The following is a 23,148-nucleotide window of genomic DNA, read 5'->3' as shown; positions in this document are numbered from 1 at the left end:
AGATGGCGGTTTATTTGGTAAACATGATCATGGTCTATTTATGGTCGAGCTTTGCCGCATTTTACGGCAGGCGTGATGATACCATTCAAAGCGGATGGCGGCCTAATAAGCTTCTGGTGTTTTTTCCGTTTCTGTTTCTTTGTATCGTAGCTGGTATTCGGTATAAAGTAGGAACCGATTTTGTCACATATGGCCAGATGTATGAGTTCTCCATCAACTACGAAAAGCCTTGGCATATATTCGGCTTCGGTGTGGAGAAGGCCGCAACGGATCCAGGGTTTACGTTTATTTTATGGATGCTTAATCAATTGTCTCATGATCCGCAAATCATGTATATCTCAGTTGGAGCCATTACTTATTTTTTTATCATCAAGACGCTTATTCAATATGGCCGTCCATTTGAGCTGAGTATGCTGCTTTTTCTTGGGACCTTTCATTATTATGCGTCATTTAATGGCATGCGCCAGTATATGGTGGCAGCGATTCTTTTTTATGCCATCCGGTTGGTGATCAATGGTCAGTGGAAATTGTATTTTCCGCTCGTCCTTGTATGTTCATTGTTTCATTCATCCGCTCTCATCATGATTCCTGTGTATTTTATTGTGAGAACAAAGGCTTGGTCTTGGATGATGCTGGTCTTATGCCTGGTGTTCTTAGGCTTAACCGCTCTTTATGACCGTTTTGTCTCGGTGTTTGTCGTGATGCTGCAAGGCAGTTCATATGGTCATTACGAGGAATGGCTCACAACGAATACGAATGGAATGAATGTGACAAAAATTGGTGTCTTGATTTTGCCGCTTCTGCTTGCTTTCTTTTATCGAAAACGACTTCGTGAGCTGACGCCTGAGAGTGATTACATTGTGAATTTTTGTTTGCTTGGTTTCTTGTTTGGTATCCTTGCAACGAAGGATGTCATTTATGCAAGATTTCATATTTATTTTGGCTTGTATCAGCTCATTTTACTGCCATATTTCACACGCATTTTTGATCAGCGGTCTAATGTGTTTATGTATGTAGGGATTGCTGTTTGCTATATTCTGTACAGCATCATGCTGATGCCGTTCGATTCTTCGGTTTTGCCGTATAGAACGATATTTAATAAGTAGATTTGAAGAAAGGTGGGGCATGCTGTAATGCCAGCTATCAGTCTATTGGTCGCAGTTTATAATACGAGTCAATATGTGGAGCAATGTCTTCAATCAATTGCAGATCAAAGTTTTTCCGATATAGAAGTCATTCTTATCAATGATGGATCGACCGACCGCAGCGGTGAATGGCTTGAAACATTTGCTGAGCGTGATGAGCGATTCCGGGTAATCCATCAATCCAATCAAGGGTTAGGCGCTGTGAGAAACCGGGGCATCGAGGAAGCGAAAGGGACGTATCTCGCCTTTGTGGATTCAGATGATATTCTCGCTCCTCATTACTGTGAAGCTATGTATGAAAAAGCCGAAATGACCGGGGCAGATCTTGTTGTGAGCGAGTATTGGATTCAATTTGAACAGTCAAAGCGAACGATAGCAACGACGCTGTTAGACAAGCGCTCAGCCGAAAAAACGGATGTAATCAAAGCGTTATTACACGGAGACTTGACTGGATTCTCATGGAATAAGCTGTATCGGCGTGCCTTTATGGAAAATCACCACATTCGATTTCCGCTGCGGGGTGAGCTAGAGAACATTGAAGATCAATATGTGACGCTGCGCTGTTTTTCTTTAGCACGCAGTATCGCTTTTGTTCATGAGCCTCTTTATTATTACAGGGTTCATCTGTCATCTATTGTACAGCGATATCAGAAGCAGTATTTTCATCATGGACTGACCTTTTATCATGCACAGCGCTCTTTTTTAAAAGAGCATGATGACATCTCTCTGTATGAGAAAGCATTAGACTTTTTTATCGTCAATCATACGCTTCATTGTATGCTCAACGAATGGAAGAGCCAAAATGATCTCTCTATTCAGGAAAAGCTTGATCACATGCGTGAAATGGTCACACATGATGCTTTTCAGCATGCCGTCAAACAAGTGGAACCATCGAAGCTCACAGTACGAAAGCGAATGATTTTATTTCTTGCTAAGTTCCGATTGGTTTATCCGCTTTCTGCCGCGGCTTCTAGCTATCAAAAATGGATCGAATATCAGACAAGGAAATAGGGGTGATGGGATTGACAGTGCAGCAATTGAAGGCAAAAACCGCAGAGTGGCTGCTCTTAAAGGTCAAATATCCGCTTGAGTATAGACTGAGCCGCCAAAGGCTGCCAGAGCTGAGTCATCAGAAGAAAATCATTCTCACGCTGCTGCCGGGCCATGATAATTTAGGGGATCATGCGATTGCCTATGCGAGTTATTGTTTTTTAAAGAAACACTTTCCAGCCTATGACATCATAGAAGTGGACATGAAAGAGATCTATCGCCTTGCCCGTCCGCTAAAGCGCAGCCGGCATCCAGAAGACATCGTCTGTATGATCGGTGGGGGCAATATGGGGGATTTATACCGGTACGAAGAATGGACGAGACAATTTATCATCAAGACCTTCAAGTCCTATCCCATGATCCAGCTGCCTGCTACTGTACATTTTACAGAAACAAAGAGAGGGAAACGAGAGGAACACCGCGCCATTCACACGTATAGTCAGCATCCAAGACTGCTCCTCATGGCAAGAGATCAAACAACCTATGAATGGATGAAGCTTCATTTTCCTGATCAAGATGTGTGGAAACAGCCTGATATGGTGCTGTCATTAGACGAATCATCAAAGGATGAAACACGTAAAGGGGTTCTGCTTTGTCTGCGTGAGGATCAAGAAGCATATCTCACCAAGGAGGAGCGCCAGCAGCTGCAGCAGCATATCCAAGAGACATATGATCAAGTCGGTTTGATCACAACGACAATTGGCAAACGAGTCGATCGAACAACTCGCTTAGAGGAGTTAACGTCTTTGTGGACGGAGTTAAAACAAGCGCAGGTCGTCGTGACAGATCGTCTGCATGGTATGATCTTTTGTGCGATCACTCATACACCGTGTGTTGTCCTTAGATCTTTTGATCATAAGGTGATGGAGGGTTTTGAGTGGGTGGCTCATCTTCCGTTTATGACCCTTTTAAAAGAACCAAATGAGGCCGCTGTGAAAGAGGCCGTTCATCAGCTGATGAAAACAAGCGGTCAAAAGGGAGAGGAAGCTGGATGAGGGCTCTTAAACGCTGCGTGAAAGCACAATGAATCGAGCGTTTCTTTATAATGCCAGTGCGAACTTAATCACGTTTGTCCTGATGATGCTTATGTCTGTTTGTTTAACACCTTATATTGTTCATACGCTTGGAGTGGAAGCATTCGGCTTAATCCATCTGACGCAAAATATGATCAACTATTTATCGGTCATTACGGCTTCGTTAAGTGCGGTTGTTGTGCGTTTTTTTTCTGTGGCGGCTCATAAAGGAGAGATGGAGAAGGCGCAGCGCTATCTCGCTTCCTATTTCGTCAGTTCGTTTTTACTATCTATTAGTCTCTTTTTGCTTTGTCTTTTCGTGTCTCATCAGCTGGTTGAATGGCTTCATGTACCTGTTCATCTCGCAAAAGACACACAGACCACCTTTATTTTAGGGGGTCTTTTATTTATGCTCAATTTCGTCATGTCTGGCATTGGGGCTGCACCGTTTTATGCGAATAAGCTCTATGTATCAAGTATTGGACAGGCGATTCAAATGTTTTTGAGGGCGCTGATGATTGTCATCCTGTTTACATGGACGACACCAGCCATTTGGCATATCCCGCTTGCGGCCGTCATAGGAAGCTTAGCGGCTATGGGAATCGGTATCTATTATTTTAAGAAACTCATCCCTTGGTTTTCATTTAAGTGGCTGCACGTCTCATTATCGTCTAGTCTCACACTTGTTCGATCAGGGGTCTGGCATTCATTTGAGCAAATGGGGATATTGTTGTTTTTACAAATTGATTTATTGATGACCAACTTACTCATTGGAGCGGAAGCGACGGGCCAATATGCGGCAATTTTACAGTTTCCATTATTATTACGCACACTGGCAGGGACATTGGCCGTTGTGTTTGCACCAACGATCACGAAATTTTATTCGAATCAGGACAAAGAGGGACTCATTCAATATGCTGCAAACGCCATTAAGTGGAGCGGCTTATTTGTTGCGTTTCCAGCCGCACTTCTAGGAGGTCTCGCTGGTCCGCTCATGCTTTTATGGCTTGGGCCTGTCTTTGAGGAGCTGAAATGGCTTCTTATGATTCATGCGGCTTATTTATGTTTGACCTTGATGTTTTTACCGCTCACATATGTGCCAACCGTGTTTAATCGATTGAAAGTTCCTGCAGTTGTCACCCTTATATTAGGTGTGTCTAATGTGCTTTTTGCCTATGGATTGACTCATATGCTGCAGCTTGGTTTATATGGCATTGCATCAGCGGGGGCAATGGTTTTATTGATTAAAAATATTGTGTTTCTGCCATTTTATACAGCCAGGATCACGAATCAGAAACGCACTATCTTTTACAAGCATACACTGGTTCCACTTGCTGGAGGGCTATTTATTTGGGGCATCTGTGCGGGAATTCAGGCGGTATATAACGTGACTTCATGGTGGGAGCTGTTTTGTATTGGAGGGCTTTGTTTCATTCTCTATATGGGCTACTTGTATCTGTTTGCAGGAACGAAACGAGAGCGGATTCAGCTGATGCGTAAGGTAAAACATGCGGTCTCCCGCTAATATGAAAAGGAGATGCAATGATGAAAAGAATGATAGATGTGATGGTGGCATTGACGCTGCTCATCGCAGGCAGTCTTCTTTTTCTTCTCATCTATGGACTGATTAGATGGAAAATTGGAACGCCTGTGGTGTTTCGGCAGAAGCGGCCTGGTCTGTATGGCCGGCCTTTTATGCTATATAAATTTCGGACGATGACCGATGAACGAGACGAACATGGGGTGCTGCTGCCAGATCATTTGCGATTAACAAAAACCGGTGCCTTGATTCGAAAGCTTAGTCTTGATGAATTGCCGCAGCTAGTCAATGTACTCAAAGGAGAGCTTAGTCTTGTCGGGCCAAGACCGCTTTTAATGGAGTATTTGCCTATGTATACAGAAGAACAAGCAAGGCGTCATCTTGTGAAGCCCGGCATAACAGGATGGGCACAGGTGAACGGACGGAACACGCTTTCATGGGAGGAGAAATTCACCTATGACCTTTGGTATGTCGAGCATCAATCGTTTTGGCTCGATATGAAAATTTTATGGATGACCTTGCTGAAAGTCATGAAAACAGAGGGGGTGCAGCAGCCGGATCATGCCACAGCTGAAAAATTTAAAGGAACCAATATGTAAGAAGCAAACCATTGGTTTAATTGGGTCCGGAGGACATAGCAAAGTCATTCAAGATCTCATTTTTGCACATGCCGATTACTCATTATGTGCGGTGTTAGATGATCAATTTGAAGAGACGGTCACTCAAAGCGGGATTTTGTATGGACCGATCTCCATGAGTGAGCAGCTGAAAGAGACAATGCCTCATATGAAATGGCTGATTGCGATCGGACAAAATGAGATTAGAGAGCTCATGAAGGAACGCCTTTCATTTGAAGACACAGCATATGCCACACTCATTCACCCAGAGGCGGTCATGAGTCCGTCATCTGTCATTGGAAGGGGGACTGTTGTGATGGCAAGGGCAGTGGTTCAAGCAGATGCAGCCATCGGTGAGCATACGATTATAAATACAGGGTCAATCGCCGAGCATGACTGCATACTCGAATCGTTTGTGCACCTGTCACCAGGCGCGGTGCTCACTGGCGGTGTATCCGTGCGGGAAGGGGCCCATATTGGGGCTGGTGCTGTGGTGACACCGGGTACAACGATCGGAAGCTGGACGGTCATTGGCGCTGGAGCAGCAGTGACAAGAGATATACATGATCAGAAGGTCGCTGTAGGAATTCCTGCAATAGAAATCAAAGATCGGAGAGAAGGTGGGAAGTGATGAAAGAAAGGAAGCGAATTTACTTATCTCCTCCGCATATGAGCGGAAAAGAGTCTTTCAAAATAGAGGAAGCCTTCAAGAGCAACTGGATTGCGCCGCTTGGACCGCTTGTGAATGAATTTGAACAGGCGGTGGCGGACTATGCAGGAGTGAAGACAGGAGCGGCTTTATCTTCAGGAACAGCAGCGATTCACCTTGCTTTAAAGCTGATAGGTGTGCAAAAAGGAGACATTGTCTTTTGTTCCACCCTCACGTTTGTTGCAACGGCAAATCCGATTTTATATGAACAAGCAGAGCCCGTTTTTATTGATTCTGAAAGGGAGACATGGAATATGTGCCCGCTTGCTTTAGAGAAAGCCTTAGTTGAATCAAAACGTCTTGGGAAAAAACCTCGTGCGGTCATCGTTGTCCATTTATATGGGCAAAGTGCAAAAATGGACGAGATCATGGCTCTGTGTGAAGCATATGATGTACCAGTCATTGAGGATGCCGCTGAATCGTTAGGTGCGCTTTATAAAGGAAGAAAAAGCGGCTCTATGGGCAGGTTCGGTATCTATTCTTTTAATGGAAATAAAATCATTACAACATCAGGGGGCGGAATGCTTGTGAGTGATGATGAAGCTGCGATTGAACGATGCCGCTTTCTTGCTTCACAGGCTAGAGAACAAGCGGTGCACTATGAGCATCAAGAGATGGGATACAACTATCGCATGAGCAACCTCTTAGCAGGGGTCGGGATTGCTCAAATGGAAGTGCTGGACGAGCGTGTTGAACAAAAGCGCCGCATTTTCCAGCGTTATCAGGACGCTTTATCAGAAGTAGAGGGTGTTCATTTGATGCCAGAATATCAAGAAACGAAATCCAACCGCTGGCTGACGGCATTGACCATTGATCGTGACACACAATTGTCTCCAGCAGATATCATTGGTGCTTTAGAAAAAGAACAAATCGAAGCAAGGCATGTATGGAAGCCGCTGCACCAGCAGCCGCTCTTTCGCCATTGCCCTTTTTATACTGCGGAAAAAGGCACTCCTGTATCTGAGCTGTTATTTGAGCGGGGGCTTTGTCTTCCGTCTGGAACGAGCATGACAGATGCAGATCAGGAACGTATCATCCATATACTCCATGACATGCTGCGAGAAAAAACATTTACCTCTTCACAGGCTGCTCATTCGTAAGCAGCCTGCCTCTCTTTCTATCAAATTCCTCAATTTATGGAATAAATCGGAATAAGTATTGTCATTTCGTTTCAAATATGATATTGACAACGGCTTCCTTCCTCCTTAAAATGAAAATGATTATCAGCATCAATTAGGAGGAGCAACTTATGTCTATTTGGAGAAATTTTCCGAAAATTAAAATAAATTCAGTATTACCATTCCTGCTTATTTTCTTTTTACTAGTAGGATGCTCTCAAACAAACAATGGAGCAGAAGGCAATAAGGATCATCCTGATATGATCACAATGGCGTGGCCAAGAGATATTGGTGAAATGAATCCACACGTATACAACCCATCACAATTATTTGCGCAATCAATGATTTATGAGCCATTGGTCAGCTATCAAAAGAATGGTAAGCTGAAACCTGAATTAGCGAAATCATGGGATGTTTCAAAGGATGGCAAGGTGTATACGTTCCATTTAAGAGACGGAGTGACTTTCTCAGACGGCTCTGAATTTAATGCGGACATTGTCAAAAAGAACTTCGATACAATTTTAAAAAATAAAGATTTACATAGCTGGTTAGGTGTCATTAAGAAAATCAAAAAGACAGAAGCCGTTGATAAAAAGACATTTAAACTCACATTAACAGCACCATATTATCCAACTGTGCAAGAATTAGCCGTTGTTCGTCCAGTTCGTTTCTTAGGTGAAGCAGGTTTCCCTAAAAACGGAGATACGTCAAAAGGAATTAAAAAACCAGTGGGGACAGGCCCTTGGGTTTTAAAAACATATAAGAAAGATGATTATGCCATTTTCGAACGAAACGATCATTATTGGGGAGAAAAACCAAAGATAAAAGAAATCAAGGTAAAGGTCATCCCAGATGCGGAAACGAGAGTCATGGCTTTTGAAAAAGGTGATGTGGATTTACTTTACGGAGAAGGAACCATTAGCCTTGATTCTTACAAACAGCTGGAAGCAAGCGGCAAGTATGAAACGAAAATGTCAGAGCCTGTTGCAACGAGACAGCTTGTTATGAACACAAAAGTGGATCAGCTGTCAGATGAGAAAGTGCGTCATGCCCTTCAATATGCCTTCAATAAAAAATCAATGGTAGAAGGGGTCACCTCAGGTTTAGAGGATGAAGCAGATCACATCCTGCCGACTAACATGCCGTATACGTCACACATTCAAGTGAAGTCTTTCAAATATGATGTGGACAAAGCCAAAGCATTGCTGGATGAAGCGGGCTGGACACTTCCAAAAGGAAAATCCATTCGTGAAAAAGATGGGAAAAAGCTTGAGTTTAGTATGATGTATGACTCAGCGGAATCGATTCAAAAAGCGATGGCGGAAACGCTGCAAGCAGAATGGGCTGCCGTTGGTGTCGGCGTCAAGCTTGAGGGTGTGGATTTGGCCACACAGGTTCAACGCTTTAAAGCCAATAAGTTTGATATGAACTTCTTTAGCAACTACGGAGCGCCGTATGATCCGCATACATTTATGAACGTTCTCTCATCAGATGGTTTTGGATTTAAAGAAGCTATCTCAGCCTATCCAAATAAGGAAAAGCTGATCAAAGAAATGACGGAAATTCCATCCACAACAAATGAAAAGAAACGCAAAGCACTGTATTCGTCTGTCTTATCCTCTTTACAGGATCAAGGGGCAATTGTGCCAATCTCTTATTTTAAAAAGACAGCCGTTTATCAAAAAGCTGTGAAGGACTTTGAATTCCCTGCAAATCGTGATGAACATCCTTTCACAGGCATTAAGCTGAAGTAACAGAAGGAAGGTAAGGAAATGGGCCGCTATATCGTCAAACGAGTGCTATCAATTATTCCTGTATTTTTATTAGCCACACTGCTCACAACTGGTATGATTCACCTCTCGCCAGTTGACCCGGCTGAGGCATATTTAGCAGCGGCTCATATCCAGCCTACAGATGAAATATTAGCGCAAAAACGAAGTGAATTCGGCTTAGACGAGCCGTTTTATATGCAGTATCTTCATACCATTGAAAAAGTCATTCACCTTGATTTCGGCCGGTCGTATATGTCCAATCAGCCTGTCGTTGATGAGGTGATTTATCGAATACCGGCGACAATCCAATTGGCGCTTACCAGTCTGCTGATCGCTATTTGTGTCAGCATTCCGCTCGGCTTTTTCAGCGGCATGAGGAAAAATGGTGCCGTTGATCATGTGAGCCGGCTCATTTCTTTCTTAGGAGCATCTATCCCGACGTTTGTCTTGGGGTATTTGCTCATCTTCTTTTTTTCAGTGAAACTTGACCTCTTACCAGTTGAAGGGATTGGAACATGGGAGCATCTCATTCTGCCGTCGATCACACTGGCAGTTCCTTTAATTGCTACGTATACAAGGCTGTTACGGTCAAGTGTGAGTGAGGCGCTTCAAGAGCCTTTCGTTCAATATGCGAGAATCAGAGGTTTGAAGGAACAATCGATCATGTTCAAGCATGTGTTCAGAATTGCGATATCGCCGATGCTGACCGGACTAGGGGTGAACCTTGGCAAGCTGTTAACCGGAACCATTATTGTAGAGGCCGTTTTCTCATGGCCAGGGTTTGGCCGCTTTTTTATTGAAGCGATCTTTAACAGAGATCTGCCTGTCATTCAATTTTATGTCCTCATGTCGGCATGTATTTTTATCTTGAGCAGCTTGATCGTTGACTTAGTTCAGCTGATCATAGACCCCCGTATTTCTAGAAAGGAAGGCCGCCAGCAATGATGACAAAAGTAAAACATCTCTTCGTTCATCAAAAGATGATCTCGATCTGCGCTTTGCTGCTCGGTCTCCTGCTCATTGTCACAATATGTGCACCATGGATCGCTCCACATGATCCGGCTGCTGTCAATCTAGCAATGAAGCTAAAGGGATCTTCGTGGGAGTATCCTCTTGGAACAGATCAATTAGGACGGTGCAATTTATCTCGTATTTTATATGGTGCGCGTGTTTCGCTCGGCTGTGCGTTATTAATCTTTCTTTCTTCGTTATTCATTGGTTTAATTGTCGGCCTCTTTTCAGGATACAAAGGCGGCTGGATCGATCATGTTTTGATGAGAATCTGTGACGGTGTCATGGCATTTCCCAACCTGGTGCTGATTCTTGGATTAGTCGGCATCTTCGGTCCGGGACTTCCTCAAGTCGTACTTGCCTTGATGCTTGTGCAATGGGTATATTATGCCCGCGTCTTCCGAGGAATGGTGCTCAGTTTAAAAGAACAGAACTTTATTGCAGCTGCAAAAATCAGTGGGACCTCGCATTGGAACATTATGAGAAAGCATATGATTCCCAATGTCCTGCCGCCATTAGCAGTCATTGGAACACTTGAAATGGGATGGGCGATTATGGACATTTCTGCGATGTCTTTCCTCGGATTAGGGGTTCAGCCTCCTATGCCTGAATGGGGAGCGATGATTCATGAAGGGAAATCTTACATTCAAACGAATCCTCAGTTAATGCTGTACCCAGGTCTTGTGATCATGGCTGTGGTGGTTCTGTTTAATTTACTAGGAGAAGCCCTTTCAGAGAAATATGGCATCAAACGCCGTGTGTAAAGGAATGATCAATGTGCAAGAGTCCATTTTACAAGTAGAGAACCTGCATGTGCAGACGATAACTCCTCAAGGGACAACCCCTCTTATTCAAGAAGTCTCGTTTGAAGTAGGGCACGGTCAAATCCTTGGATTAATTGGTGAGAGCGGCTGCGGAAAAACAGTGACAAGTATGTCGATCTTGCATATGCTTGATCGAAAAACAACGGAAGTCACTGGCAGTATCACATTACAGGGACGAGAATTGATCGGTATAAGTGAAAAGGATATGCGTTCCATTCGGGGCAAAGACATCTCGTATATTATGCAAAATCCAATGAACAGCTTTACGCCGGTATGGACAATCGGCCATCAGCTGGTTGAAACGATCCGCCGGCATACGGCTGTCAGTAAAAGGCAGGCACGATTACAGGCAATAGATGCGTTAGCGAAAATGAATCTGCCGCAGCCAGACCAGCTGTTCAATAAGTATCCTTTTGAATTAAGCGGAGGGATGCTGCAGCGTGTCATGATCGCCATGGCTGCCTGTATGCACCCGCCCCTCATCATTGCAGATGAGCCGACAACTGCATTAGATGTACACAATCAGAAACGGGTCCTTCAGCATCTGAACCAAATTCGTCATGACTATGGAACGGCCATTTTACTGATTACCCACGATCTTGGTGTCATTGCTGAAATGGCAGATCAAGTTGTCGTCATGAAACAAGGAGAAATTGTTGAAAAGGCAGGAGTTCTTGAGATTTTTGAACAACCAAAACATGATTATACAAAAAAACTATTAGCAGCTCGTCCATCGATTCCAGCTGTTTGCCCGATTTGAGGTGAGAAGGCCCTTGCATTTATTAGAAGTGAAAGCAGTCAGTCATGCATACACGAACCGGTCGTTTCTAATGAGAAAAAAAGGCGCAGCCCCTGTCCTGAAAAGCGTCGATTTAACTATTGAAGAAGGCACCTGCCTTGGGCTGCTGGGACAAAGCGGCGCAGGGAAAAGTACACTGGGCCGCATCATACTTGGTCTAGAGAAACCAAGAGCTGGGCAGGTGCTTTTTGAAGGTCAGGATGTCTATCATGCAGATCAGCAAACACGTAAGCATTTTCGCCGGCATGTGCAAGCGGTGTTTCAGGATTCCTATTCGGCGGTAAATCCAAGATGGACAGTCGAACAAATTTTATCTGAGCCGCTTGAAAACTACGAATCCATAAGCCGAAAGGAACGTAAAAATGTAATGATTCACTGGCTGGAAAGAGTCGGGCTCGGTGAAAAGGATTTGTCTAAATATCCACACCAATTCAGCGGCGGCCAGCTGCAAAGGATCAACATCGCTAGAGCCTTATTGCTCCAGCCAAAGCTCATTGTACTTGATGAATCTGTCAGCAGCTTAGACATGGTCACACAGGCTGTCATTTTAGATTTATTAGTAGAATTAAAGAAGGAGCTGGGTGTGGCTTACTTATTTATTACACATGATATAACAGCAGCCTATCACTTATGTGATCAATTGGCGATTCTTGATCAAGGAGAGCTTGCTGCCCAATTTCAATCAAAGGATGACTTCTTTTCATCAGAAGAGGAAGCGGTACGGAAAATGAGAGATGCAATGCTCGCAGACCATCCTTTGTCACGAACGATTGGCAGACCGGTTCGGTAAATCTTCATTTTACCAATGCCTCAGCGTGCAGCCAAAGCGTCGCATTCGGTAAAAAGCAAAGAGCGAAAGCCTCTTTGCAGGCAATCTGCGCCTCTTTTAGGAAAGAGGCTATTTTTCATGAAAGGCAGGTGGCATCGTGAACCATCGAGCGTATTTAGCTTTGGCCATTCCTTTAACAATTTCAACGATGACCACTCCATTACTGGGAGCTGTTGATACAGCGGTTGTCGGTCAGCTCGCAAATCCCGCTTATATTGGAGGCGTTGCGGTCGGCAGTCTCATTTTCAGTACATTATATTGGCTGTTTGGTTTTTTGCGGGTAAGTACATCTGCTTTTGCCGCCCAGGCAAACGGTGCGCAGAATGAGGAGCAGGGCGTTCTTGCTTTTCTAAGACCTTTTTTCGTCGCCATCATTGTCGGACTTTGTTTTATTGCCCTGCAATGGCCGATCATTCAATCTGCTTTTCTAGTGATCTCTCCTGATGCTGATGTCCGTCAATTTGCCGCAGACTATTTTCATATTCGCATTTGGGGAGCGCCATTTACCTTAATGAATTATGTCATATTGGGCTGGCTGATGGGGATGGCTAAAATGAAAGAAGCTCTTTCATTACAAATCTTGATCAATGTTATGAATATGGCGCTCGCATTTCTGCTTGTTCATGTGTTTTCGTTTGCGGTCAAAGGAGTTGCGGCTGCGACATTGATATCTGAACTAACCGCTTTTGTGTTAGGGGCATGGATCATTCTGAAGCATTCGTCAAACGGATTCCAGATGCCTTCCATCAAGAAAATCATGGATACTCAGGCAGTGAAGAAAATGTTTCATGTGAATAAAGATTTGTTCATTAGGACGATCTGTCTGCTAGTGGTCATCAATATGTTTACGGCAAAAGGTGCTTCTTTTGGTACAGAGCTGCTGGCAGCCAATGCCATCTTATTTCAAATTCACTACATCATGGCTTATTTGTTCGATGGTTTTGCCAATGCGTCCAGCATCCTTGTTGGCAGGTCAGTTGGTGCAAATGACCGCACCCTTTATGAAAAAACCTTAACCCTTTCGAGGCAGTGGGCACTTGTGATGGCATGTGTCATTGCGGCGGTTTATTTTTTATTAAAAGAGCCGATATTGAGCTTGTTTACAAATCTCCCTCAGCTGCTAGATGTGACATTACGCTATGCAGACTGGCTTGTTCTTTATCCATTTGCGGCTTGCTTCGGTTTGGTCATTTACGGCGTATTTACAGGTGCGACAGAAATTGCCCCTGTTAGAAATTCGATGCTGTTTGCGATGATTTTGTTTATCGTCGTTCAAACCGCAGTCACGCCCATTTGGCACAATCATGGCCTATGGTTTGCCTTTATCATCTATACTGTAGGGCGGTCTGGCTTTTTAATGATGTATAAATCGAGGCTGGATCAGAAGCTTTTTGCATATGATAAACACCCTTTGTCATCTTGACAAAAGGGTGTTCTTTTTCGTTCATTCGCTTTCTTTTTTCACCTTTTGATAGGCTTCATCAAGATGCTGAATTCGCTTCAATACAACCGCATTTTTGGTCAGCTGGTCTTGAACAAGCGTTGACACTACTGAGCGGTAATAGGCATTCATCGCATGAACCTTGTCTTCATTTTGGTTCATGGCGATGTGCTGCTTCAAGTTGTCGACAAAGTATGGAACGGAAAAAAGTTCAGACATAGAAATCACTCCTATTTCGTATATACGGTCCGTCAATCTTCATGTAAAATGATGAGAGGGAGGGGAGACAATGAGCCTTAAACTGCAACAAGAACAGGTATTAAAGCAGGTGCTCACACAAGAACTTAGGCAGGCCATTACGCTGCTGCAGCTGAATTGCGCAGAGCTCGGCGAGTATCTTGACCAGTTAGCGCTTGAGAACCCTCTGATTGAGCGGAAAGACACGGACAGCTATCAACCAGTTTATCATAAAAAATCACAAGATCGAATGACAGAGCCGTATCGAACGCATCAAAAAGAAAGCCTGCAAATGTTTTTAAAAAGACAGGCGATTGATTTGAATTTAAGTGAAAAGAATCAAAGAATCTTTCACTTTATGATTGACTCCATTGATTCCAATGGCTATCTAAATGAACCGATTGACGCAATGGCAGCTGTCTTAGAGGTGCCAGCTGAAGAAGTAGAAGCTGTCCTTCATCAGCTGCAATCGCTGGAGCCTGCCGGGATTGGCGCAAAATCATTGCAGGAATGCATCCTCCTTCAGCTGAGAAGGAAAAAGAAGCGCTGGTATGAAGCCGAGCTGATCATCGAAGAGCATTTCTTTCTTTTTGCGAGAAAGGCTTGGAAGGAAATTGCGGCCAAAACAGGTGTTTCAATGAAAACACTCCAGGCGGTACAAGATGAAGTGTCTCAGCTTGAACCAAGACCAGGCCTTCATTTCTCATATGATGAAGAGCATGTGTATATAGAGCCTGATGTGACAATTACTGTGGTGCAGGATCACATCACATTTGAGCTGAATCAGCGCGCTTTTCCAGACGTAGAAATGAATGAAGGCTACTTCGCCATGATTCAAGACCAAAAGCGGCATGAAGCATATGCGTATTTAAAGGAAAAAGAGCAGCAGTACAATTGGCTTGTCCAAGCGCTGAAGCAAAGAAAGCAAACGATGACTCATGTCGTTCGTGAGATTATCTCACATCAGACCGATTTTTTTCTAACGGGGAAACATAAAATGAAACCGCTTACGATGAAGCGGATTGCAGATATACTGCAAGTCCATGAGTCAACAGTCAGCCGGACTGTAAAAGGGAAAATGGTGCAAACCCCTTATGGTCTTATGGAAATGAAACAATTTTTCCAAGCGAAATTAGAAGGGCATTCGCTAGAAGAGGCGTCCAGCTACACAGTCAAAACGCACATTGCAGAGCTCATCCAAACGGAAAATAAGAAAAAACCGTATTCAGATCAGCAAATTATGACACTGCTTCAGCAAACCTTTGGCATCCGCGCGTCGCGCAGAACCATTGCAAAATATCGTGAACAAATGAATCTTCCGTCCTCTACGCTGCGGAAGCGATACGATTAAAAAGAAGTACTTGCCAGAACATGGCACGTGCTTCTTTTTTGTTGAAAGCAAGGCAGCTCGAAGATTTCTTGAAAATTAAAGAGGGGAGACGTGTGATCGGAAATTTTGGGGTAAAGTATAAGATAGGGCATGAGCCGATAGGGATAGACAACAGTGATGAGGTGAGACCAATTGAAATATAAACAAATCAAAACGAAAAAAATATATGAAGAAATTGCGGATGCATTAATTGAATCCATTCGTACAGGTGAGCTTCTTCCAGGGGAAAAATTAGATTCGGTTCAAGCGCTTTCAGAAAGCTTTCAAGTCAGCCGTTCCGCTGTAAGAGAGGCACTGTCTGCTCTCAAAGCGATCGGATTAATAGAGATGAAGCAAGGGGAAGGCACGTATGTGAAGCAGTTTGATCCTGAGCAGCTCACATTTAGCCTGTCTCCTGCATTTTTGATGAAGCAGCATGATGTCACACAGCTCCTTGAATTAAGAACCATAATTGAGACGGGTGCTGTCAAAAAGGCAGCGCTCATGCGAACGGACGATGACCTTCATCAGCTGCGTGAGGCACTCGAACAAATGAAACTCGCAGAAGCACATAAAGAAACTGGTGAAGAAGCAGACTTCTCCTTCCATCTCGCCTTAGCCAAAGCCTCAAAGAATGATTTATTAAAGGCGTTAATGAATCAGGTCTCCACCTTGCTGGTAGAAACAATGCGGGAAACGAGAAAAGTCGTCTTATTTTCAAGGAAAGCCTCCATTCGGCAGCTTTACAAAGAACATGAACACATTTACAAAGCCGTCATGGCAAGACAGCCAGAAGAAGCAGAAAGAGCGATGCTCACGCATTTAAAAAATGTAGAAAAACTGCTGAGTGATGTGAGTCAAGAACCGGCAGGACAGTCAGAACCACAGTAAGCTGTGCCGAATGAGGGCACAGCTCTATTATTAACGAGAAATATGCAGTTTTTTCATGCGATATTGCAGACTTTGCCTGCTCATGCCCAATAACTTTGCAGTCTGTGAAATATTATCGTCCATTTTTTCTAAGTAATGGACGATGTATTGTTTTTCGAATCGTTCCATTTGGGTTTGAAAATCAGTCGTATGTTCTGGGCTTGTATAAATAAACGTGTCAGCTGCGGTATGCTGCAAAGGGTTCGTCTGTAATTGCGCTGCAGGACGGCCTTCCCTATGTTTAAATCTAAAATGATATGGAAGGTGATGCATGCATAAGTAATCCTCATCCATCATCATATTCATCCCCGCTTCAATCACATGCTCCAGTTCTCGTACATTACCCGGCCAATCATACGCTTGAAAAAGGGCTAGTACCTCTTCGTCAGCCGCCTTCACCTTCATTTGAAACAGCTCATTATATTTTTGAATAAAATGACTGACAAACGTAGGAATGTCTTCTTTTCGTTCAGAAAGCGGCGGAATAAATAAGGTGACAATACCCAGCCGGTAAAATAAATCCTTGCGCATGCGTCCGCCTGCGATTGCATCTACAGGATCCTCATTCATATTGGCAATGACTCTTACATCAACAGCGATTTCTTTTGTGCTGCCAAGCCTTCTCACACGTTTCTCCTGTAATACACGCAGCAGTTTTGCTTGAAGACCAGGATTTAATGAGTTGATCTCATCAAGCAGCAGTGTACCTCCCTGCGCCTGTTCAAATAAGCCGGGCTGATCAGTTGCGCCTGTAAAAGCCCCTTTTTGTGTACCAAAGAGCAGACTTTCAATGAGATTATCAGGCAGTGCCGCGCAATTTTGGGTAATAAATGGTCCAGATGACCGGCTGCTGCCGTTATGAATACTTTGTGCAAATAGTTCTTTTCCTGTCCCTGTTTCTCCAACAATGAGCACATAGGAAGAGGTGCGTGTCGCTCGTTTTGCATGCTCAATCACCTCTAAAAACGCAGGGCTTTGTCCAATAATGGAATCAAAGGTAAAGCGCGTGCTTCCTTTTTTCTTCATATTGTGGTGAATCAGCCGTTCCAGCTTGGTCACATCATTCGAAATTTCAACCGCTCCTTGGATGAGGCCGTCTCGAACGAGCGGGTATGTATGATTAATCGTTGTGATTTCTTTTCCATTGTAATTATGATACGTCTGCTTTGCATGAACGGTTTGTTTCCCGGTACGCAGCGCTTGGACAAGCGTACTGTGCATTTCGTCTTGGAAGACGAAGAGGTCTAATACATTTTTATGGAGAACATCAGAGCGTTTCAAAGACTCAATCTCCATCATTTTTTTATTATAAATAACAGTATTGCCATTCTCGTCAATTGCATGAACCCCGACATCTATTAAATCAAGCATTTGTTTATACAGATCAATCTCATTTTCCAGCTTTGCAGTATACTGATCTTCTTTCATTGAAGCACCTCCAGACGTTACCTCTATTTTACATGAAAAATTTTGCGGTTTCCTCTAAAAAATTTGGCAGGTGCAAAGATATTTTGCACAAAGAACCAGATCAATCACTGCCACAATGCGGGCAGAAAGTTGGCACGATCCTTGCATATCATATGTGTGAAGATGAACCTAATGAAAAAGAGGCTAGCTTATAGAAGGAGGAATAGACGATGACACAGACAAATGAATTGATTCAACAAACCGAACAATATGGTGCGGCTAACTATCATCCGCTGCCAATTGTGATTTCAGAGGCTGAAGGAGTTTGGGTGACAGACCCTGAAGGCAATCGATATATGGATATGCTGAGTGCGTATTCCGCGGTGAACCAAGGCCATCGCCATCCCCGCATTATTGAGGCGCTCAAAAAACAGGCAGACCGTGTGACACTGACTTCAAGAGCTTTTCACAATGATCAGCTTGGCCCTTGGTATGAGAAAATTTGTCAACTGACGAATAAAGAGATGGCACTCCCGATGAATACTGGCGCTGAGGCTGTAGAAACAGCTGTAAAAGCAGCAAGACGCTGGGGCTATGACGTCAAGGGAATCGAAGACAATCGCGCAGAAATCATTGCGTGCGTCGGTAACTTCCATGGCAGAACGATGACGGCTGTTTCCCTTTCTTCTGAAGCAGAATATCAAAGAGGTTTCGGTCCAATGCTTCCAGGCATTAAACTGATTCCTTACGGAGATATTGAAGCGTTACGTGAAGCCATTACACCACAAACAGCGGCTTTTCTGATCGAACCTATTCAAGGAGAAGCGGGAATTGTCATGCCGCCAGAAGGCTTCTTGAAGGAAGCGAAAGCGCTTTGTGAAAAGGAACATGTGCTGTTCATTGCGGATGAAATTCAGGTCGGATTAGCGCGAACAGGCAAGATGTTTGCATGTGACTGGGAAGACATTGAGCCAGATATGCTGATTCTTGGAAAAGCTTTAGGCGGCGGTGTATTCCCAATCTCGTGTGTGGTCGCAAACCGCGATATATTAGGTGTGTTTAACCCTGGATCTCATGGCTCTACCTTCGGCGGAAATCCTCTTGCGTGTGCGGTGTCGCTGGCTGCACTGGATGTCTTAATCGACGAAAACCTTGCAGCGCGTTCTATGGAGCTTGGCGAATACTTAAAAGACAAACTCACGCGCATTCAAAGCCCTGTCATCAAGGAAGTTCGCGGCCGCGGATTATTTATCGGCATGGAGCTGACAGAGGCAGCGAGACCTTATTGTGAGAAGCTGAAACAAGCAGGGCTGTTATGTAAGGAAACCCATGAGACCGTCATCCGCTTTGCACCGCCTCTCACGATATCTAAAGAAGATTTAGACTGGGCGATTGGTCATATTGAAGCATTATTTCAAGCATAAATGTCAAAGGGGGAGAAACCTTCACTTTCTCCCTTTCTCTTTCAACGAACAGCGAATTTTGTCAAAGGATGATGAATAGAAGAGTGAAAGTGGGGAAACGGATTTGAACCAAGAACAGCATAATGAACTAGAACGTTCCATGAAAAGCAGGCATCTCTTTATGATTGCCTTAGGCGGCGTCATTGGTACTGGTCTTTTCCTTGGGTCAGGACTCATTATCCATCAGGCTGGACCCGGGGGAGCCATTCTATCCTTTATCATTGGCGGATTGTTAATGTATTTGGTGATGCTCTGTCTTGGAGAATTAGCGGTGGCGATGCCGACAGCGGGTTCCTTTCAGGAGTATGCAACCAAATATATAGGTCCGTCCACAGGCTTTATGATCGGCTGGCTTTATTGGTTTAGCTGGGCATGTACAATAGGACTGGAGTTTACGTCAGCAGGCATTTTGCTCCAAAGGTGGTTCCCAGATATCCCTGTTTGGCTTTGGTGTCTTGCATTTAGCGTGATTTTATTTGCCGTGAATGCCATCTCAGCTCGCAGCTTTGCTGAAACCGAGTTTTGGTTTTCAGCCATTAAGGTCGCTGCCATCCTATTATTTATTATCATTGGAATTGGCGCAATTTTCGGAATGATTCATCTGAAAGATGGAGAACCAGCCCCTCTATTTCGTCATTTGACGGATCATGGCGGACTATTTCCTAACGGCGTTTTTGCTATTTTATTAACCATGGTCACGGTCAATTTCTCCTTCCAAGGAACAGAACTTGTAGGGATTGCAGCAGGAGAGAGTGAAAGCCCTGAAAAAACATTGCCTCGTTCTATACGAAATATTATTTGGAGAACGATGGTCTTTTTCGTTTTATCTATTGCGGTTCTGGCCGCGCTTCTTCCGTGGCAGACAGCAGGCACTGTCGACAGCCCGTTTGTCGTCGTGCTGGACAAGGTCGGTATACCATATGCGGCAGATATCATGAATTTTATCATCATCACAGCCGTCTTATCTGTAGCAAACTCTGGATTATATGCATCATCACGTATGCTTTGGTCGCTTTCGAAAGACGGGAAAGGACCTGAATTTACGAAAAAGCTGTCCAAGCGTAAAATTCCGATCAATGCACTATTGGTGACAATGGGCGTATCTGCCCTATCTCTGCTGACAAGTGTTGTGGCACCAAAAACGGTGTATGTGTGGCTCATTTCTATTTCTGGTATGGTTCTTGTTGTGGTATGGATGTCTATTTGCTTGTCTCAGTATTTCTTTAGAAAACAATTCATAAAGGCGGGCGGAGATGTAAAGGATCTCGTCTTCCGAACACCGCTTTATCCATTTGTTCCACTAGCAGGCTTTATCGCATTTGGCATCGTCCTCATCAGCTTATTTTTTATCGAGGATCAGCGGATCGGCCTTTATTGCGGAATCCCGTTCATGGCTGCCTGCTACATTATTTATTATCTCAAAATCAAACCGAAGGAAGAGGCAAAACAGTTTGGAAGCATCACAAAAACATAAGCAGGTCCTGAAAAAAATGTGCATGCTCATATCACCAGCATGCACATTTTCCATCGTGAATACATTCTATATAAAAGAAAATAAATATTTTGAAAAGAAATATCATCGCAAGAACCTTGATGACAAGCAGGCTATCGGTGAAAATGTGTCTATTTTTTGTCTAAATGTGTTTGTAAGAGTTGAAAATGCAAGATTATCCTGTTAAAATAATTAAAGAAAGCAGGGATTGATTTTTTTTGGCTGTGGCGGGACGTTTTTTGTCACAGTGGGACGTTTTTAGTCCAACGTGAAAAGGAAGGGTCGTTAGCCATGAATCGTTTATTGGAAGCTCAAAAAAAATTATTGCCAGATCTTCTCATTGTTATGCAAAAACGCTACGACATTTTGCAGTACATCAGATTAGCTGAACCGATTGGCCGCAGAAGTCTTGCGACAAGTCTTGGTCTCAGTGAGCGCATCTTACGTGCTGAAGTTCAGTTTTTAAAAGAACAAAATCTGCTGGATGTGAAAACGAGCGGTATGATGCTGACGAGTGAGGGTCACGCTTTGCTTGAAATGCTTGAAGGAATGATGAAGGACGTTTTAGGTTTAACCTTTTTGGAAAATACATTAAAGAGAAAGTTAGGCCTGGAAGAAGTCATGATCGTTTCTGGAGACAGTGACGAATCCCCGTGGGTGAAGCAAGAAATGGGAAGAGCTGCTGTCCAATGCATGAAAAAAAGGTTTACTGGAAATAATATCGTCGCCGTCACTGGCGGAACGACGATGGAAGCCGTTGCCGAAATGATGACCCCTGATGCCAAAAACCGCGATACGATGTTTGTCCCTGCGAGAGGCGGTCTTGGGGAGAATGTAAAAAATCAGGCAAACACCATTTGTGCCCACATGGCTGAAAAAGCTTCCGGTACTTACAAACTGCTGTTTGTTCCAGGGCAGCTGTCAGAAGGTGCTTACTCTTCCATTATTGAAGAGCCGTCCGTCAAAGAAGTGCTTCAAACGATTAAATCGTCCACAATGCTCATTCATGGTATTGGTGAAGCAAAAACAATGGCGATGAGACGAAATACACCAGCTGAAGATTTAAAGAAGATTGATGAGCATGACGCAGTGACAGAGGCCTTTGGCTATTACTTTAATCGTGATGGTGAGGTCGTACACAAAGTGCACTCCGTCGGCATGCAGCTAGATGATCTAGAAAGCATTCCACACATCATTGCTGTTGCAGGTGGATCATCAAAGGCGGGGGCGATTGAAGCTTATTTCAAAAAACCGCGCCGAACGGTTCTCGTCACAGACGAAGGAGCCGCAAAAGAGTTATTAAGGGAGTCAATTGATCCCTCAATATAAAACATTGTGACCTATAAAAGGAGGAAACATCATGGCAGTAAAAGTCGGTATTAACGGATTTGGACGTATTGGACGTAACGTATTTCGTGCAGCATTAAATAATCCTGAAGTTGAGGTAGTAGCGGTTAACGATCTAACAGATGCTAACATGCTTGCACACCTTTTACAATATGACTCTGTTCACGGAAAACTAGATGCAGAGGTTTCTGTAGACGGTACAAACTTAGTAGTGAACGGTAAAACAATCGAAGTATCAGCTGAGCGTGACCCTGCGAAATTAAGCTGGGGTAAACAAGGCGTAGAAATCGTTGTTGAATCTACTGGATTCTTCACAAAACGTGCAGACGCTGCGAAACACTTAGAAGCTGGCGCTAAAAAAGTCATCATCTCTGCTCCTGCTAACGAAGAAGATATCACAATCGTTATGGGTGTAAACGAAGACAAATACGATGCAGCTAGCCACGATGTCATCTCTAATGCATCTTGTACGACAAACTGCTTAGCTCCATTTGCAAAAGTACTTAACGATAAATTTGGTATCAAACGCGGTATGATGACAACTGTTCACTCATACACAAATGACCAGCAAATTCTTGATCTTCCGCACAAAGACTACCGTCGTGCTCGTGCAGCTGCGGAAAACATCATCCCAACTTCTACAGGTGCTGCGAAAGCTGTTTCACTTGTATTGCCTGAACTTAAAGGTAAATTAAACGGTGGCGCTATGCGTGTTCCAACACCTAACGTTTCTTTAGTTGACCTTGTTGCTGAATTAAACCAAGATGTAACAGCTGAAGACGTAAATGCAGCACTTAAAGAAGCAGCTGAAGGAGAACTTAAAGGAATCCTTGGCTACAGCGAAGAGCCATTAGTATCTGGTGACTACAATGGTAATGCAAACTCTTCAACAATCGATGCTCTTTCTACAATGGTAATGGAAGGCAGCATGGTGAAAGTAATCTCTTGGTACGATAACGAGAGCGGATATTCTCACCGCGTTGTTGACCTTGCAGCTTACATTGCAAAACAAGGTCTTTAATTTCTCACACTGAA

Annotated in this window: 21 protein-coding genes; 19 read left to right on the top strand and 2 right to left on the bottom strand. The window is 43.8% G+C overall.

The features are described 5' to 3' along the window. Window positions 1–2 precede the first annotated feature (2 nt). The 13 genes from H7F25_RS14525 to H7F25_RS14465 all read left to right on the top strand — a co-directional run bounded on the left by H7F25_RS14525 (window position 3) and on the right by H7F25_RS14465 (window position 13,850). Complete coding sequence (locus H7F25_RS14525) at window positions 3–1,106, top strand: EpsG family protein (RefSeq protein ID WP_024426091.1); 1,104 nt, start codon at window positions 3–5, stop codon at window positions 1,104–1,106. A 27-nt stretch (window positions 1,107–1,133) separates the two neighbouring features. After that, window positions 1,134–2,156, top strand: coding sequence for a glycosyltransferase family 2 protein (locus H7F25_RS14520; protein WP_185853857.1), 1,023 nt, complete (start codon window positions 1,134–1,136; stop codon window positions 2,154–2,156). Between the two features lie 5 nt (window positions 2,157–2,161). After that, a complete protein-coding gene (locus H7F25_RS14515; RefSeq protein WP_185853856.1) occupies window positions 2,162–3,190 on the top strand; it encodes a polysaccharide pyruvyl transferase family protein in 1,029 nt (342 codons plus the stop codon). 28 nt (window positions 3,191–3,218) lie between these two features. Next, complete coding sequence (locus H7F25_RS14510) at window positions 3,219–4,733, top strand: MATE family efflux transporter (RefSeq protein WP_185853855.1); 1,515 nt, start codon at window positions 3,219–3,221, stop codon at window positions 4,731–4,733. A 20-nt stretch (window positions 4,734–4,753) separates the two neighbouring features. After that, complete coding sequence (locus H7F25_RS14505) at window positions 4,754–5,347, top strand: sugar transferase (protein WP_080780828.1); 594 nt, start codon at window positions 4,754–4,756, stop codon at window positions 5,345–5,347. After that, entirely contained in the window at window positions 5,310–5,996 is a 687-nt protein-coding gene (locus H7F25_RS14500) for an acetyltransferase (protein WP_185853854.1), read from the top strand. Before H7F25_RS14505 ends, H7F25_RS14500 begins: the two co-directional genes overlap by 38 nt. Then, the gene (locus tag H7F25_RS14495; protein WP_185853853.1) at window positions 5,996–7,174 is read left to right on the top strand and encodes a DegT/DnrJ/EryC1/StrS family aminotransferase; all 1,179 of its coding nucleotides are present in this window, start codon (window positions 5,996–5,998) and stop codon (window positions 7,172–7,174) included. Before H7F25_RS14500 ends, H7F25_RS14495 begins: the two co-directional genes overlap by 1 nt. Window positions 7,175–7,323: 149 nt before the next feature. Next, entirely contained in the window at window positions 7,324–8,946 is a 1,623-nt protein-coding gene (nikA, locus tag H7F25_RS14490) for a nickel ABC transporter substrate-binding protein (protein ID WP_185853852.1), read from the top strand. 18 nt (window positions 8,947–8,964) lie between these two features. Then, window positions 8,965–9,909, top strand: coding sequence for a nickel ABC transporter permease subunit NikB (gene nikB, locus H7F25_RS14485; RefSeq protein ID WP_024423514.1), 945 nt, complete (start codon window positions 8,965–8,967; stop codon window positions 9,907–9,909). After that, a complete protein-coding gene (gene nikC / locus H7F25_RS14480) occupies window positions 9,906–10,739 on the top strand; it encodes a nickel ABC transporter permease subunit NikC (RefSeq protein ID WP_024423513.1) in 834 nt (277 codons plus the stop codon). Before nikB ends, nikC begins: the two co-directional genes overlap by 4 nt. Window positions 10,740–10,743: 4 nt before the next feature. After that, window positions 10,744–11,559 carry an ABC transporter ATP-binding protein gene (locus H7F25_RS14475; RefSeq protein WP_185853851.1) on the top strand — a complete coding sequence of 272 codons (816 nt, stop codon included), beginning with the start codon at window positions 10,744–10,746 and terminating at the stop codon, window positions 11,557–11,559. 13 nt (window positions 11,560–11,572) lie between these two features. Further along, a complete protein-coding gene (gene nikE, locus H7F25_RS14470; RefSeq protein WP_185853850.1) occupies window positions 11,573–12,388 on the top strand; it encodes a nickel import ATP-binding protein NikE in 816 nt (271 codons plus the stop codon). 136 nt (window positions 12,389–12,524) lie between these two features. Beyond that, window positions 12,525–13,850, top strand: a complete 1,326-nt coding sequence (locus H7F25_RS14465; protein WP_185853849.1) for an MATE family efflux transporter — start codon at window positions 12,525–12,527, stop codon at window positions 13,848–13,850. 21 nt (window positions 13,851–13,871) lie between these two features. On the opposite strand, the gene yvfG is transcribed toward H7F25_RS14465, so the two are convergent. Next, entirely contained in the window at window positions 13,872–14,087 is a 216-nt protein-coding gene (yvfG, locus tag H7F25_RS14460; RefSeq protein WP_024423509.1) for a protein YvfG, read from the bottom strand. A 70-nt stretch (window positions 14,088–14,157) separates the two neighbouring features. Between yvfG and rpoN the strand changes: the two genes are divergently transcribed. Both rpoN and H7F25_RS14450 read left to right on the top strand, forming a co-directional pair. Then, a complete protein-coding gene (gene rpoN / locus H7F25_RS14455) occupies window positions 14,158–15,456 on the top strand; it encodes an RNA polymerase factor sigma-54 (protein WP_185853848.1) in 1,299 nt (432 codons plus the stop codon). A gap of 171 nt (window positions 15,457–15,627) precedes the next feature. Then, on the top strand, window positions 15,628–16,365 hold the full coding sequence (locus H7F25_RS14450; RefSeq protein ID WP_185853847.1) for a FadR/GntR family transcriptional regulator: 738 nt from the start codon (window positions 15,628–15,630) through the stop codon (window positions 16,363–16,365). A gap of 30 nt (window positions 16,366–16,395) precedes the next feature. Here the strand turns inward: H7F25_RS14450 and H7F25_RS14445 are convergent, their stop codons facing one another. Next, window positions 16,396–17,832 carry a sigma-54 interaction domain-containing protein gene (locus H7F25_RS14445; RefSeq protein ID WP_185853846.1) on the bottom strand — a complete coding sequence of 479 codons (1,437 nt, stop codon included), beginning with the start codon at window positions 17,830–17,832 and terminating at the stop codon, window positions 16,396–16,398. A 209-nt stretch (window positions 17,833–18,041) separates the two neighbouring features. Here H7F25_RS14445 and H7F25_RS14440 point away from each other — a divergent pair, with 209 nt between their 5' ends. The 4 genes from H7F25_RS14440 to gap all read left to right on the top strand — a co-directional run bounded on the left by H7F25_RS14440 (window position 18,042) and on the right by gap (window position 23,134). Continuing rightward, a complete protein-coding gene (locus H7F25_RS14440; RefSeq protein ID WP_034280960.1) occupies window positions 18,042–19,235 on the top strand; it encodes an ornithine--oxo-acid transaminase in 1,194 nt (397 codons plus the stop codon). Between the two features lie 139 nt (window positions 19,236–19,374). Next, window positions 19,375–20,748, top strand: coding sequence for an amino acid permease (locus tag H7F25_RS14435; protein WP_225315519.1), 1,374 nt, complete (start codon window positions 19,375–19,377; stop codon window positions 20,746–20,748). Between the two features lie 309 nt (window positions 20,749–21,057). Then, the gene (locus tag H7F25_RS14430; protein ID WP_024423502.1) at window positions 21,058–22,095 is read left to right on the top strand and encodes a sugar-binding transcriptional regulator; all 1,038 of its coding nucleotides are present in this window, start codon (window positions 21,058–21,060) and stop codon (window positions 22,093–22,095) included. Between the two features lie 31 nt (window positions 22,096–22,126). After that, window positions 22,127–23,134, top strand: coding sequence for a type I glyceraldehyde-3-phosphate dehydrogenase (gene gap, locus H7F25_RS14425; RefSeq protein WP_007500174.1), 1,008 nt, complete (start codon window positions 22,127–22,129; stop codon window positions 23,132–23,134). Window positions 23,135–23,148 lie beyond the last annotated feature (14 nt).

Origin of the sequence: Bacillus sp. PAMC28571 (assembly GCF_014250435.1) — a bacterium.
Taxonomy (GTDB): domain Bacteria; phylum Bacillota; class Bacilli; order Bacillales; family Bacillaceae; genus Bacillus; species Bacillus safensis.
Note: the sequence above shows the minus strand (reverse complement) of the source record. Positions and strands in the feature narration are given on the sequence as shown.